Here is a 13,366-nt window from a genome sequence, read left to right as displayed (position 1 = left end):
CGTTTCGTCGTCGGACGCCGGCAACGCCCCCCACTCGACCGTCTCGGTGGGACATCAGCAGGTGTTCATGTCCATGAGGCTGGGGGGCTGTGGTGCGTGGACGTGCGAGAACCGTCCCACCCGCATACTCGTTCTGTTCTACGGTGCCGTCAGCCGACCAGGACAAGGGAGAACCCGTGGGACAGCCGAGGACCATGCTCGCCCAACGAATATCCGAGCAACGGGCGGGAGCTGGCGATCCATGGGCGTTGGTGGGTGAGATGCGTCGCACGGTTCTTCTGGTCCCGTCGGCCGAACCCGGTCTGTGGAGCGCCCGATCGGGCGGTGTTCGGTGGATCTGCGCGTTCACGGACGAGACGGCGCTGGCCCGCTTCGCCGTTCACCACGGTCCGGGTGATCGTCCGATGGACTACGTCGCGCTGCTCGGGGCGCGGATCGTGGATGAGATCGTGTCGGCTTTGGACGAACCCGCCGGGCTCGCGGTGGATATCGCGGACGAAGACGGGGCGATGTTCTTCCCTCCGGTCACCGGAATCGTCCCGGACGGCGTCGCGGTCGACTCCGGCGTGTCAGAGGAGGGGGGCGGCCGTGAGCGGTGACGGGGCGGACCTCGCTTTCGACAAGGAGTCGGTGGCGAAGTTCACGCAGGGAGTGGGCGCGGTCATTGATCAACTCGGCGAACTCGGTGGCGCCACCGGGTCGGTGATGGGCAAGGGGTTTTCGGGTCTGGCCATGACGGGCATGGAGGCCGGGCATCGCGGGCTGTCGGTAGATTTCGAGGACTTCTGCGAACGGTGGGAGTGGGGGGTGCGCGCCCTGGTGAGCGACGCGAGCGCGCTCGCGGACCGTCTCGGGCTGGCGGCGGGCACGCAGTGGGAGCACGACCAGTACGTTGAGGGCTCCTTCAAGGTCGGCGTCAGCGCAGTGATGGGCGGCAACCCGCACGCCGACGAGGAGGACATCTCCCAGCAGAACTGGGGTGACATCTTCACCCCTGACTACCTGGACCCCGACTGGAGCGCCGAGTCGTTCGAAAAGGCCGGCCAGGACATGGAGCAGACCTGGAAGGACACCGGCCGCACCGTTCTCACCGAAGGGGCGGGCGATCAGGTGTCGGAGAGGCTCAAGACCGAGCTCGGCCTCAGTGACGGCCAATGGGACCGGGCACTGGACGACACGTTCGGGCCGTCGCCCGAGGAACGCGCCCAGCAGGCACAGCAACAGGGCGACTCGAACACGGGCGGGGACGACTGAAGATGGGCGTCGGGGATTTCATCAGGGACATCACGCCGGACTCGGTTGAGGACGCGGTCGAGGGCGGTGTCGAGTGGGTCGGCAACCGGGTCGAGGACGCCGGGAACTGGACGGCGGACCGGCTGGACGACGTGGGCTGGGAATCAGGTTCGGACTGGGTGCGGGAACAGTCGCGTTCGGTGGCGAACCGGATGGGCGCCGATGTCGAGGAGATGGACCTCGGGCAGACCGAGGACAAGACCAAGCTGGTGTACGGCAGCCCCAGCAAGATCCACTCCACTGCGAAGCAACTCCGTTCCTTTCAGAAGGCGTTCGACGATGCCGGCGGCGGGTTGAAGGGTCTCGACTCCTCTCGGTTGAAGGGTGAGACGGCCGATGCGCTGCGCACCGCAGTGAGTACCCAGCCGCCGAAGTGGTTCACCGGCTCCAATGCCTGCGAGAAGGCGGCCGCCGCGCTGGAGGCGTTCGCCTACACCGTCACCTGGGCGCAGAACCAGGCGCAGACGGCGATCGACGTGTGGAAGGAGGGCGTCAAAGCCTCCCAGGACGCGGCCGACGCACACCTCAAGCGGATCGACGACTACAACAAGGCCGTGGACCGTTACAAAGCACAGGCCCCAGAAAAGCGCAACCCCGGTACTTTGCCGCCCTGTCCCGCGCCGACGTTCGACGACCCGGGTAAATCGCTGATGCGGGACGCGCAGGAACTCCTTGCCCAGGCCCGTGAACAGCGGAACACTGCTGCGGAGACCGCCCGTGCCGCGGTCCGCGGCGCCCGTGACATGGCCCCGGAAAAGCCGTCGTACGCACAACAGGTGGGCGACGGTCTGCAGGAGTGGCAGATCATCAACGACCACGTCGGCGGCGGCGTCATCAAGGGCACTGCGGGGCTGGTGAACTTCGTCCGGGGAGTCAATCCGCTGGATCCGTACAACCTCACCCATCCCGCCGAGTACGCCACCAGCCTCAACAGTCTTGCCGCCGGCCTGGTGGTCGCCGGCAACGACCCGGTCGGCACCGGCAAGCAGATGATCAGCGACTTCATGAAGGACCCTGCGGAAGGATTCGGTCGGCTGCTGCCCGACGCGGCACTGACCGTGGCCACCGGTGGTGGCGGGTCCGTCGTCAAGGGTGTCCGCCTCGCCGCGGACATGGCAAAGGCCTCCCGGGCCCGCAGGCTGCTCGACAACGTTCCCCACGGCACTCACAACCGCCCCGACGGGCACCGCCTCGTTTCCGGCACCGACCCGGTCGACCTCGCCTCGGGACGGATGTTCCTGCCCCAGACCGACCTGGTGTTGCCGGGAACCCTGCCGCTGGTCTTCACCCGCCGCACCGAGTCCGGCCTGCTGGCAGGCCGGTTCCTCGGCCCGTCCTGGACCTCCACCGTCGACGAGCGCTTGGAGATCGACGCGGCCGGCGTCGTCCACGTCACTGCTGACGGCCTCCTGATCCCCTATCCGCACCCCGCCCCAGGCACCCCGACCAAGCCGGAGTCCGGGACCGCCCGCACACTGCTGGCCCGTGAAACGGACGGCGACTACACCGTCACCGATCCCGGCACCGGCCTGGTCCGGCACTTCACCGCCCCGGCCGACAGCGAACCGGGCGGCGACGGCGACGCCTGGCTGGACCAGGTCGAAGACCGCCACGGCAACTGGTGGGCCGTGGAACGTACCGAAAACGGCACCCCGCTCGCCCTGACCTGTTCTGCAGGCCGTCGGGTGGCCGTAATGGTGAGCGACGGCCGGGTCGCGGCCCTGTCCCTGGCGGGAGCGGGAGAGAACGGGGCGGACCTGCCTCTGATGCGATACGGCTACGAGGACGGAAACCTCACCGCCGTCGTCAAGCCGTCCGGTGCTACCACCACCTTCGTCCACGACGACCGCCGCCGCGTCACCGCCTGGATCGACTCCAACAACAGCCGCTACGACTACACCTACGACGACCGGGACCGCGTCATCGCCGAAGGCGGTCAGGCCGGCCACATCCAGATCACCCTCAGCTACACAGAACCCGAGCCGGAGACCGGTCTTCGCACCACCAGCCTCACCACGGCCGGCGGGCACACCACCCGGCACCGGATCGATCGTCACTGCCGGGTGGTGGCCACCACCGATCCGCTCGGTCACACCACCCGCTTCACCTACGACGCTCGCGGCAACACCCTGAGCCGTACCGATCCTCTGGGCCGCACCACCGCCTTCACCCACGACGAGGACGGTCGCCTGCTCGCCGTCACCCGCCCTGACGGGAGCGAACTGCGCACCGTGCGCGACCCGTCGGGGTTGTCCACGGAGTTCCGCGGGCCGGACGGTGCCCGCTGGCTCCAGGAATTCGACGAGTACGGCAACCGCACCGCGGTCACCGACCCTGCCGGGGCCACCACCCGGTACGCCTACGACGGCAGGGGCAGGCTGACCACCGTCACCGACGCCCTCGGCGCCACCACCACCGTGCGCTGCGACGCCGCGGGGCTGCCGGTGGCGGTGACCGACCCGGCCGGCGGCACCACCCTCCTGGAACGCGATGCCCTGGGCCGGGTCGTGCGTACCGTCGACCCGGTGGGCAACGTCACCCGGGTCGCCCTGGACGAGGACGGCAATCTCGCCCGCCGTGTCGCCCCGGACGGTGCCACCGAGTCGTGGACGTACGACGGCGAGGGGAACCCCCTCAGCCATACCGGCCTGGCCGACGGCATATCCCGCTTCGACTACACGCACTTCGACCTGCTCACCACCCGCACCGGGCCCGACGGCACCCGCCACACGTTCGAGCACGACGCGGACCTGCGGCTGACCCGGGTCACCGGCCCGCACGGCACCTGGTCCTACACGTACGACGCCGCCGGCCGGCTCGCTTCCGAGACGGACTTCGACGGCCGCACCCTCACCTACCGGTACGACGCCGCCGGGCAGCTCACCGCCCGGTCCGACGCACTCGGCCGGACGGTGTCCTACACCTACGACCAGCTCGGCCAAGCGGTCCGCAAGGACGTGGCGGGCAAGGTGACCACCTACGCGTACGACCGGGCCGGACGCCTGCTGCACGCGGCCGGACCGGACAGCGAGATTCTCTACGCGTACGACCGGCGTGGCCGGACCAAGACCGAAATCGTCGACGGCCGCGTCATGAACTACGCCTACGACACCCTGGGCCGCCGGGCCCGCCGCATCACCCCCACCGGCGCGATCACCGAGTACGGCTACGACGCCGCCGGCCGTGCCGCCCGGATAACCAGCGGCGGCCGCGAGATCGCCTTCACCCACGACGCGGCCGGCCGGGAACTCGAGCGCGTCTTCGGCGGAACCCTCACCCTGGCCTCCGCCTGGGACGAGGCCGGAAGGATCTGCGCCCAGCACCTGACGATCGGGGGCCGCTCCCTCAACCACCGCCACTACGCGCACCGCGCCGACGGTCATCTCACCTCCGTGACCGACGATCTGTCAGGCTCCCGCACCTTCGATCTGGACGCGGCCGGCCGGGTCAACGCTGTCCACGCCGAGGGGTGGACCGAGCGCTACGCCTACGACGCCGCCGGCAATCAGACGGTGGCCTCCTGGCCAGACTCCCACCCCGGCCATGACGCCACCGGTCCCCGCACCTACACCGGAACCTCCGTCACCAGGGCCGGCAACGTCCGCTTCGAACACGACGCCCTCGGTCGCGTGACCCTGCGCCAGAAAACCCGCCTGTCGCGCAAGCCCGACACCTGGCGCTACGAGTGGGACGCGGAGGACCGTCTCGCGGCCGTGGTCACCCCCGACGGCACTCGCTGGCGCTATCTCTACGACCCCCTGGGCCGCCGCACCGCAAAACAGCGCCTCGCCGACGACGGCGAGAGGGTCGCAGAGGAGGTCCGTTTCTCCTGGGACGGCACGACCCTGTGCGAACAAACAGTCCACACACCGGGTCTTTCACACGTGGTCGCCCTCACCTGGGACCATCGCGGCCTGGTGCCGCTGTCCCAGACGGAACGCCTCCTCACCCCGGACAGCCGTCAGGAAGAGATCGACCGCCGGTTCTTCGCCATCGCCACCGATCTCGTGGGAACGCCCACCGAGCTGGTCGACGAGTCCGGTGAGATCGCCTGGCGCGCCAGGAGCACCCTCTGGGGCACCACTGCCTGGGCCCGCTCCAGCACGGCTTACACCCCGCTGCGTTTTCCCGGCCAGTACTACGACCCGGAGACCGGTCTCCACTACAACCTCTTCCGCCACTATGACCCGGAGACCGGTCGTTACACCTCCCCGGACCCCCTCGGCCTCGGCCCCGCGCCGAATCCGGTCGCCTATGTGCACAACCCGTTCACCGTCTGCGACCCCCTCGGTCTGTCGCCGTACTCGCAGTTCAAAGGCTTGGGCTGGCTGACGGACAAGATGCTCGAACGCCCGTCGTTCCGGTACCAGCGGCTCGTCACCGACCAGAGCTACGAGCAACAGTGGATCCTGCCGGACGGCCGGGAGGTCCACGTCGACGGCGGCCCGCGGGGCGGCTGGATCACGGAGGCGAAGTGGACCGGCGGTGACAACCTTCCCGAATGGAAGAAGTCCCCATACAACCCCGATTTCAAGTATTACGACGAGAGCCGGCTCACCACACAGACCGACAAACTGCTCGCCCTCAACGAGGATCTCGGAGGCAAGGGTGTCCGCTATATGGTGTCCAACGAATGGGGTGCCGCGCATGTGAACGAAGTGCTGTCCAAGGCCTTCCCCGAGGCCTACGCCAGCGGGCAGCTGAAGGCGTATCACGTGCCCGGCAACGGCATGAGTGGAATGAGTTCATGGCTGCAGTAATCGCAATGCTGGAAGAGCTCAGGGACATCGCCCCGCTGACCGCCGAAGGTGCGGCGGCGCGGTTCACGGCCCAGGAGTGGACGCCCGGAGGCAAGCCCCGCGACGGCGTGGAGACGTCGTGGGACAAGGACGGCGTCGGGGGCTGGATCCAGACGTTCGGCGGTGGGGCGGTCAGCGTCTCGTTCGCCGTCTGGATCCGCGACGTCGACGAGTCGGGCTACTTCGACGACCTGGAAGCCGTCTACGAGCAGGGAGAGCAGGCACTGGCCGACTTCCTCCCCGAGATCGAGGAATCCTCTCTCGCCAGCCACCTCGCCGAGGCCGAGCAGACGGCGGCGGACAGAGACGAGTTCATCACGGTGAAGAAGTGGACCCTCGACGCCCGGATCCTGACCGCCGGCGTGATCCAGCAGGACACCGATCTTCCGGTGATGGTCGTGGTGACGCTGGAGGAACCCGGCGCCGCCTGACTCAGCCCGTACGCCAGGGCGCCCGCGTCCCCATCCGGGGCTGGGCGCGCCCTGGCGTACGCGACTCATGGTGGAGGGACGGGGCATCCAAAGACGAGCCGTACGGTGCCTTTCGAGGTCTGTCCAGAAGGCAGACCACCACTGCTCGTGCGGTCGTAAGTCCCTCAGGCGCATTGCTCCTGCTCAGCTGCGATTGCTGTGCTTGGGCAGCTCTCCCCGGAAGCCGCACCCGGGGCACTCGTCCTCACCCTGGATATGGCCCTCGTACCAGCCATGGACCGCCGCGTGCAGGATCGCCTCCTCCACCGAGGCTTCGCCGTTGCGGACCGAAGCGATGGCGTTGGCGACGACCACCCCGAGCACAGCGTTGTCGGGCGAGGGGAATGGAGGGGACGGCATTGACGAGTTGGATGTCATGGCCGCAGCCTACGGGCGGGTACGGGCGCCGGTCAGTCCGACGGAGTGGTCTCCCGCTGGGAGGATACGTGCAGGTCGCTGCGGAATCCTCGGCCGACCGGCTTCCAGCCCTGGAGTGGCTGGCTTCCAACGGGGCCGGTCCGGCACGCTGTCGTCGTCGGGCGCGGGCAGGCTGCCCCGGCTTTTCCAGCTGCGGGCGGCGCCGACACTGATGCCCAGGTGGGCGGCGACCTCCTGCTGGTCGTCGGCCATCGTGTCCTCCTCGTTTGTCGGGATGAGCGTACGCAACACGCGACTGGGCGCACGGCAAGGCCGCCTCCGCCTGATCGGCGCGGGGCGGCCTTCTGCGGTTCTCGGTCAGACCTCGGCGAGGCGATTCGAGAGGTCGAGGGCGTCGGTCGCGAACGCGAGAGCGGCGCACAGGCCAATCACCTCGTGGACGGTCGGACGGACCAGGCGCGGCCAGTCGTCCGGGACAGCGGGCCAGGAGGCGAGATGCACCTCGGTTGTGGCCAGGCCCAGGTGGGCGGTGACGTCCCAGCCCGCGAGGGAGGTGGGCTCCCAGTGGAGACGGATGCGCCGACGGGCTGGCCAGCGGCCTGGCCCCGAGAGTGTGCGCGGGATTGCTCGACCGGTTCTGTGCCGAAGTCGCGGTGCGGCTGCGGGCGGCCATGATCCGGAGGTCGGCGGCTGTCTGCGGGGTGCGGGCGGCGCGGTGGACGGCCTGGGCGACAGCGGTGCGACGCACGTCGAGTGGAGTCGGAGTCCGAGAGACCTTGGGGGCGGCTGGGCCGACGGGGGTAAGCGTGACCAGGTGTTCCACCTTGCGATCGATCTGATGCCGCTCACGGATCACCGGGGCTGAATCGCTCATGGCGGCTGCCGTCGCGGCGATCAAGTGGGACGGGATGCGGGCCGTGAAGACCGCCTCCGCGCGCGTGCCCCAGCCCGGAGGACCGGCCCACAGCGTCACGGTTTCGTCGTCCCAGCTAGAGAGACGGTTGTCGATCAGGACGCCTGCTTGCCCGTCGGAGGCGGTGATCTCGACGGTGCCGCGCTCGGCCGCGCCACGGGTCCAGCCAGCATCGGTCAGCGGCCGGACGGCGTCGACCCAGTACAACGACGGGCTCGTCAGAAAACGCCCGTTGCCGTCAGTGGCGTCGGCTTCGGCGTAGTCGTGGGCCAGAGCGGTGGTGAGACCGGCGACGATCTCGGCCGGGGTGACATGGTTGAAGGTTGCCGTCCAGCGGGGTGCGGAGACGGCGTCCTCGGCTGCAGTGATCTTCCACAGCTCGAAGTCGTCGCCGAACCAGCCGATACGAATCCTCTGGTCGGGCGAGGTAACAAGGAGCTGGCAGGGACCCTCGTCGAGGTAGTGGTGCGGCCACTGGGCGAGGGGGGCGAAGCCAGCGTCCCCGGTCCCGTTGGAGCCGGCCAGGTACACGGGGCTGACTAGTACCTCTTGGTAGGGCTGCTGGGTGCTCATAGTCGAGGCTCCGGGGCGTAGGAGGGGAACGCGCCCGCGCGCGCAGCGGAACGGGCTGCTCGACTGCACGCGGGCGCCGTGGCAGCGGGGAGACGCGGCTGGCTCTCAGCGCCACCCGGATCACCGGCCCCGAGAGGGGGCCGACTGGGCGGTGACGGCCACCGGCACCCGCGGTTGCGGCTGCGGTGCGTGGCTGAACAGGGCGCTCGGCGCGGCGGTGCTCCGGCGCAGTGCCGCTGCGGTTCGGATGCCGTCCGACCCCAACGGGACGCCGGTGTGGGTCCGGGTGGCCGCCGTGACAGGGGCCGGGATGCCGAGCGCTTCTGCGTGGCGACGGGGTTACTCCACTGCTCGACGGCCGCGTAAACGGGGCCCAGCGCCCGCCCGGCGTCGGTCAAGACGTAGGGGTCGCCGTGGCGCGGTCCGGTACGAGCGACCAGGCCATCGGCCTGAAGCCGGTTGAGTCGCTGCCGGGTGAAGCCGTTGTCCAGGCCGGCCTCCTCGGCGATGTGGACGAACCGCATGGGGCCGCCCGCGTCGACGACCTGGATCACGGCGGTCGAATGCCGAAGGTGCAGACGCCGCACGGCGTCCTCGACGCGCTCGGCACCGGCTACCTTGCCGCCGAGCGACAGGTTGGTCTGGGACCAGTCCGAAAGGGCACGGTGCACCGGAGACAGAGATTCGCCGAATGCGCTGAGCTGGTACGGAGCCCCGTGGCGGTCGTCGGCTCGGGTGACCAGCCCATCAGCGTGCATCTGGGCCAGCCGCTTGCCGATGAGCTGCTCGCTGACGAAGGGGAGCCTGGCGGCGACGTCACGCACACGCATGGGGTGGCCCTGCTGTGCCAGGGTCTGCGCCGACCAGGTGGTCCACTTCGGTGCTATCAGGGAAAGCGCGTCCTCGACACGCTGGGCATCGACCGAGCCGATCGAGGAGGCAGAGGGCTGTGCGGGGGTGGACATGGGACGAACTCCGTTAGAAGAAGAAGGACTTCCGGCTGTGCCGGTGAGACCGCGTGGTCAGTGGGAGGCGCTCTCGGCTTGGAGCCTCTGGAGCACCGCGCCGAGGCGGCGGTTGCTGATGTGGATGCCGCGGTCCGCAGGCCCCGGCGCAGTGCCTCGCGGTTGAGGCGTTGCAGGCCGGCGGCAACCTCGCGGGCGACGGCCAGCAGGTCCTCGTCGTCAGGAGCATGGGCCGCTCGATAGGCCGAGGGCCGCTGAGCGGAAGGGCGGTCCAGCAGGAGGCGGACATCCAGCAGGTCCCAGACCGCTTCCGCCTCGGTCTGCTCCTGGCGTTCGAGGTCGACGACTTCGGTCGCGTACAGCAGCACGAGATCGTCGAGGACGTGTTCGCCGGAACGGCATCGCTGCCAGGCCGCATCGAGGTTGCGACGGGCAGACCGGGCATCGGCGCCGGTCTGGGCGAGCCCGCCGAGCCGTCGCAGCAGGATGGGCAGGACAGGATCGTCGGAGCGGCCGGAGGCGTTGCCGCGCTGCAGTTCCTCCAGCGGGCGGCCGTACCGGTGCTCGACCAGGCGGCGGGTGTAGATCGCGGTGGACATGGGGGACGCCCTTTCTGGGGAAATCAGCGGGAACGGGAAGGCTTGGTGGCCGCGCTTGTCGCGGGTGCGGCAGATGGGTCGACGGCGGCGCCGGAGATCGCCGCAGTGCCGCTGCGGCTGAGGGCGGCGGATACGCGCGGCGTGGCCGTACGGGCGTCTCGAAGAGCCGCCTCGCCCTGCGGCGTGAGCGAGAGGAGCTGTCCAGGCCGGTACAGCCCCTCGCTGGTGTCCTGGTCGAGTAGCCCGTCGGCGACCAGCCGCTGGACGGTTTCGGGCCAGACCTCCGGGTTGGGGCGCTGGCCCCGCCCGTCGGAGAGGTAGATGTAGCCGTAGACCGCGCTCTGGTGGAATCGCAGTCCGCCGGCCTCGACGGCTTCGAGGGCCCCGAGGTGGCGATCACCCGAGATGGCCCAGTCATCGTCCCGGCCAGGATTCTGTTCCTTCTTCAGACCGTGGACGGATGCCTTCGAAGGCTGGGTAACATCCGAGTCGAACAAGAGATGGCGGTACGCGGAAATGGACTGGGTGAGCTGCTCGTAGGCCGCATCCTGCCGCGCGACGAGCAGCCCGATCTGTGGGACTGCGGTCCGCAGCAGTGCGTACGAGACGCGCGTACCGCTGAGTTCGCCGCGACCGACGGGTTCGAGCAGCCCGATGGCGGACTGGGCAGCATGAGCTACCTGGCCGTGCAGCTCGTCGAGATCACGGGCGGCCTCGGCGACCGCCGTCCCGGCGCGGCCGAGCGGTTCACTCGGGCGATGCCCACTGGTCAGCGCCCAGGGGTCCTCGTCGCCGAGCATCTCGGCGACGAGGTGGGCACCGGGCCGCTTGGCTGGATCGTGGGGGTTCATTCGGCCGCCTCCATCCGGGCAAGCAGCGAACGGACCAGGGTGGGCAGGCTGTCGGGACCATCGCCGATCCAGACGTGGTCGGTCGCCTCGCCGAGGACATACGCGGCGTCTTCGAGGAGACCGCTTGAGATCTCCATGCAGGCGTCGGTGATCCGGGAGGCTACCTCCCAGGGCTCGGTCGCTGAGCCGTTCCTGCCGACGGCGTGCTGTGGGCATCGAGGCCGGCCTTCGGTATCGCGGAGGCACCGGCCGACCGGGTGCGGGCAGCGCGGGTCCGGAGGGCAGCGGCGTCACCGCGGCATTCCGGCGGCTGCGGCAGTGGGCTGCTGCGGTCGTCCAGCCAGTGCCGGGCGGCGCCCTCGTCTGCGAAGGCACCCTCGCGCATCGTGTACGTGTGTGCGTCGAAGTCGCCCTCTTCGAGGAAGACACGAATCGGCGCCTGAGCAGCGATGGAGTCGCGGGTCAACGTCCACGTCTCGCACGGGTCGAAGTCCGAGGTGTAGCTGTCGAGGACCTTGTACCGGTCGGCCGACGTGCGGAGCCTCTGCTCGACCCGCGCGGTGAGATCGTCGGCGGGCTTCATGAAGTCGTCGCCCACCTGGGAAATCCGACCACCTTGACCTCGCCCAAGCGGTGAGCGGCTCGTCCAGTTCGACGTACAGGTCCTGCAGACGTGCAGAAACTACACTGATGTGCGAGGGCGACTTGCCCGGTTCTTGACGTTCTGGTGGTGAGGCTACGGGCGCGGGAGGCGCTGGCTAGCCAGATGCTCAGGGATGTGGAGTTGCGGGCGGCGGCCCGGCTGACCGAGGCGCTTGGGACCCGTTGCCGGCCGTTAGTCTGTCGGTATGTCGGAGCGCGTCATGCCCGGTCGCACGGACGGCCTCATCACCCTGGTTGCCGCGGATGCTCTGTGGGTCGGTTTGACGGCCGACAGCGCCGTGCCCACGGCTTCTGGGGCATTCGCCTCGCCTGCCCGTGCCCAGGCGGGACACGTCCTGCTCGGCAGCCATGTGGTCGCGACGGTGAGGGCGAGCAGCGGCCAGTGGAGTGTTCCGGAGGTTGAGGTGCGCCGGGCGGCCGCGGAACTGAACGCGGTCGGGATGGATCGGCAGGACCTGGTCCGCATCGGTCCGTTTCGTAGGGCGCCGAGGCGGGAGTCCAACGAGGAAACGCCGCTGCCTTGGCGCCGGCGCATCACGGAGGAACTGCAGGAGCTGAGCGACCCCGAGCGGGCAGCACGACGTGAAGCCCGCCGACCGTACCCCCTGGCGGGGATCGACTGGCGACACATACTCGTGGAACAGACCCGCAACGGGACGCAGCGCACATGGTGGATGCCGCGCGCTGTGGTCAGACTCCTGGACGCGGCCGAGCACACCGAAACACAGTGGGTGCAAGCTGCACGGACCCGCCAGGCAAGCACAGCCGCCACCGAGCCGCCCTCCCACCCCCGGCAGCCTTCGGACACCGGCAGTCGGCAAAAGACGAACCCTGGGACCCCCACCCCCGCACTGCGCCCGTACAACAAAGAGCTGGAAGGCCAGCTGTACTCGGTGCTCAGCAGGAAGCCCGGTACCTCCCGCAGGGTGGCTGGGTGGGCGTGCGCCGTCTGCCGCACTGCGCCCGCCACAGTCCTCGACCACTGCCACGAACACGGCTACGTCCGCGCCCCCGTCTGCCAGTCCTGCAACACACAGGAACGCCCCGACCACCTGTACAGCAACGACATCCGCGTGGCGAACCGCTACACACGCCTCTTCCACACCGACACCGACGACTGGCTCCGCCACTGGCACCGCTGCCCCGGCTGCCGCGCACGCACCACCCTGCCCCTGCCGCACCTTGCCGCATGGACCGCCCACATAGCCTGCCGATCGCTGCGCCCGACCCACCGCGCCCCCCGCGGGCGCAAGCCCTGCGGTGCCCTGCGCGTGTCCTGGACGGGCAGTCAGAACGCGCCTCGTTCCTGCCTGCTCACTGTCGTCGTCGACTTCTGCCCCTCCGGCGAGCACCGTGTCCTGGCGCGAGTCCCCTACCGCGAAGCCGTCGAGCGATTTCGTGCCTGGTTGACCGAGACGGCCCCTGCCGTGGCCGCCGCGGCCGGTCCTGACCGCCTGGATGGCCTCCCTGCCCAGTCCCGGCCAGTCATCGCGGACACCAGCGGCGAGGACCTGGAACTGTTTTGAGCGGGCACTGGGAGGTCTGACACCCCACCGCGATCTCGCAGTTGCCGGCTCCCGACACGGTCGCTCCGCACGCCCCGGCGAAATGCGCCACAGAGCCCGGCGGCGCAACGTGCGTCACAAGAACAGCGCGCTGCTTGTCACCAAGGGTGCCGGGAACGGTTCCCTGCAACGGGCCACCGCGCGGTACCTGCAGCGGAGAAGGCAAAGCCGGGGCAGAAGCGCAGGACCACGCATACGGAGGCAGCTAGTGCCGGATCAGGCAACGTTTGCCCTGTCCACGACGGCGCGTAGGTGCCGGTTGTCGGCATTGCGGTTTCGCCAGATGATGTAGCGGCG

13 protein-coding genes and 1 pseudogene are annotated in these 13,366 nt (G+C 69.4%); 5 read left to right on the top strand and 9 right to left on the bottom strand.

What is annotated here, in order from left to right; genetic code table 11:
- Positions 1-194: 194 nt before the first annotated feature.
- From ACIPEK_RS28345 to ACIPEK_RS28330, 4 genes are read left to right on the top strand one after another with little or no spacing between them, the layout of a single operon-like run.
- Positions 195-599, top strand: coding sequence for an SseB family protein (locus tag ACIPEK_RS28345; protein ID WP_402001837.1), 405 nt, complete (start codon positions 195-197; stop codon positions 597-599).
- Complete coding sequence (locus tag ACIPEK_RS28340) at positions 589-1,254, top strand: hypothetical protein (protein ID WP_402001542.1); 666 nt, start codon at positions 589-591, stop codon at positions 1,252-1,254. Before ACIPEK_RS28345 ends, ACIPEK_RS28340 begins: the two co-directional genes overlap by 11 nt.
- 2 nt (positions 1,255-1,256) lie before the next feature.
- Entirely contained in the window at positions 1,257-6,053 is a 4,797-nt protein-coding gene (locus ACIPEK_RS28335) for a putative T7SS-secreted protein (RefSeq protein WP_402001539.1), read from the top strand.
- A complete protein-coding gene (locus ACIPEK_RS28330) occupies positions 6,041-6,523 on the top strand; it encodes a hypothetical protein (protein ID WP_266357211.1) in 483 nt (160 codons plus the stop codon). The genes ACIPEK_RS28335 and ACIPEK_RS28330 overlap by 13 nt, the downstream gene beginning before the upstream one ends.
- Positions 6,524-6,706: 183 nt before the next feature.
- Here the strand turns inward: ACIPEK_RS28330 and ACIPEK_RS28325 are convergent, their stop codons facing one another.
- From ACIPEK_RS28325 to ACIPEK_RS28285, 9 genes and pseudogenes are all read right to left on the bottom strand, one after another.
- The gene (locus ACIPEK_RS28325) at positions 6,707-6,940 is read right to left on the bottom strand and encodes a hypothetical protein (RefSeq protein WP_402001536.1); all 234 of its coding nucleotides are present in this window, start codon (positions 6,938-6,940) and stop codon (positions 6,707-6,709) included.
- A 9-nt stretch (positions 6,941-6,949) separates the two neighbouring features.
- Complete coding sequence (locus tag ACIPEK_RS28320) at positions 6,950-7,192, bottom strand: hypothetical protein (protein ID WP_402001855.1); 243 nt, start codon at positions 7,190-7,192, stop codon at positions 6,950-6,952.
- A gap of 105 nt (positions 7,193-7,297) precedes the next feature.
- On the bottom strand, positions 7,298-7,441 hold the full coding sequence (locus ACIPEK_RS28315; protein ID WP_402001852.1) for a hypothetical protein: 144 nt from the start codon (positions 7,439-7,441) through the stop codon (positions 7,298-7,300).
- A 76-nt stretch (positions 7,442-7,517) separates the two neighbouring features.
- Positions 7,518-8,426, bottom strand: a pseudogene (locus tag ACIPEK_RS28310) (DUF317 domain-containing protein); the annotation flags it as partial.
- Positions 8,423-9,391 carry a winged helix-turn-helix transcriptional regulator gene (locus tag ACIPEK_RS28305; RefSeq protein ID WP_402001533.1) on the bottom strand — a complete coding sequence of 323 codons (969 nt, stop codon included), beginning with the start codon at positions 9,389-9,391 and terminating at the stop codon, positions 8,423-8,425. The gene ACIPEK_RS28305 and the pseudogene ACIPEK_RS28310, both read right to left, overlap by 4 nt.
- Positions 9,313-9,990, bottom strand: a complete 678-nt coding sequence (locus tag ACIPEK_RS28300) for a hypothetical protein (protein WP_402001530.1) — start codon at positions 9,988-9,990, stop codon at positions 9,313-9,315. Before ACIPEK_RS28300 ends, ACIPEK_RS28305 begins: the two co-directional genes overlap by 79 nt.
- 23 nt (positions 9,991-10,013) lie before the next feature.
- A complete protein-coding gene (locus tag ACIPEK_RS28295; protein ID WP_402001527.1) occupies positions 10,014-10,841 on the bottom strand; it encodes a large ATP-binding protein in 828 nt (275 codons plus the stop codon).
- On the bottom strand, positions 10,838-10,978 hold the full coding sequence (locus tag ACIPEK_RS28290) for a hypothetical protein (RefSeq protein ID WP_402001525.1): 141 nt from the start codon (positions 10,976-10,978) through the stop codon (positions 10,838-10,840). Before ACIPEK_RS28290 ends, ACIPEK_RS28295 begins: the two co-directional genes overlap by 4 nt.
- A 23-nt stretch (positions 10,979-11,001) precedes the next feature.
- Positions 11,002-11,439 carry a hypothetical protein gene (locus tag ACIPEK_RS28285; RefSeq protein ID WP_402001522.1) on the bottom strand — a complete coding sequence of 146 codons (438 nt, stop codon included), beginning with the start codon at positions 11,437-11,439 and terminating at the stop codon, positions 11,002-11,004.
- Positions 11,440-11,689: 250 nt separating this feature from the next.
- Between ACIPEK_RS28285 and ACIPEK_RS28280 the strand changes: the two genes are divergently transcribed.
- Positions 11,690-13,030, top strand: coding sequence for an endonuclease domain-containing protein (locus ACIPEK_RS28280; protein ID WP_402001519.1), 1,341 nt, complete (start codon positions 11,690-11,692; stop codon positions 13,028-13,030).
- Positions 13,031-13,366 lie beyond the last annotated feature (336 nt).

Source organism: Streptomyces sp. NPDC088246 (genome assembly GCF_044741025.1).
Lineage (GTDB): Bacteria > Actinomycetota > Actinomycetes > Streptomycetales > Streptomycetaceae > Streptomyces.
This window is presented reverse-complemented; position numbering and strand designations above follow the sequence as displayed.

Coding starts and splice junctions, on each gene's coding strand:
- ACIPEK_RS28345 (WP_402001837.1), top strand. CDS start 195: ATGCTCGCCCAACGAATATCCGAGCAACGGGCGGGAGCTGGCGATCCA.
- ACIPEK_RS28335 (WP_402001539.1), top strand. CDS start 1,257: ATGGGCGTCGGGGATTTCATCAGGGACATCACGCCGGACTCGGTTGAG.
- ACIPEK_RS28330 (WP_266357211.1), top strand. CDS start 6,041: ATGGCTGCAGTAATCGCAATGCTGGAAGAGCTCAGGGACATCGCCCCG.
- ACIPEK_RS28325 (WP_402001536.1), bottom strand. CDS start 6,940: ATGACATCCAACTCGTCAATGCCGTCCCCTCCATTCCCCTCGCCCGAC.
- ACIPEK_RS28320 (WP_402001855.1), bottom strand. CDS start 7,192: ATGGCCGACGACCAGCAGGAGGTCGCCGCCCACCTGGGCATCAGTGTC.
- ACIPEK_RS28305 (WP_402001533.1), bottom strand. CDS start 9,391: ATGTCCACCCCCGCACAGCCCTCTGCCTCCTCGATCGGCTCGGTCGAT.
- ACIPEK_RS28300 (WP_402001530.1), bottom strand. CDS start 9,990: ATGTCCACCGCGATCTACACCCGCCGCCTGGTCGAGCACCGGTACGGC.
- ACIPEK_RS28295 (WP_402001527.1), bottom strand. CDS start 10,841: ATGAACCCCCACGATCCAGCCAAGCGGCCCGGTGCCCACCTCGTCGCC.
- ACIPEK_RS28290 (WP_402001525.1), bottom strand. CDS start 10,978: ATGGAGATCTCAAGCGGTCTCCTCGAAGACGCCGCGTATGTCCTCGGC.
- ACIPEK_RS28280 (WP_402001519.1), top strand. CDS start 11,690: ATGTCGGAGCGCGTCATGCCCGGTCGCACGGACGGCCTCATCACCCTG.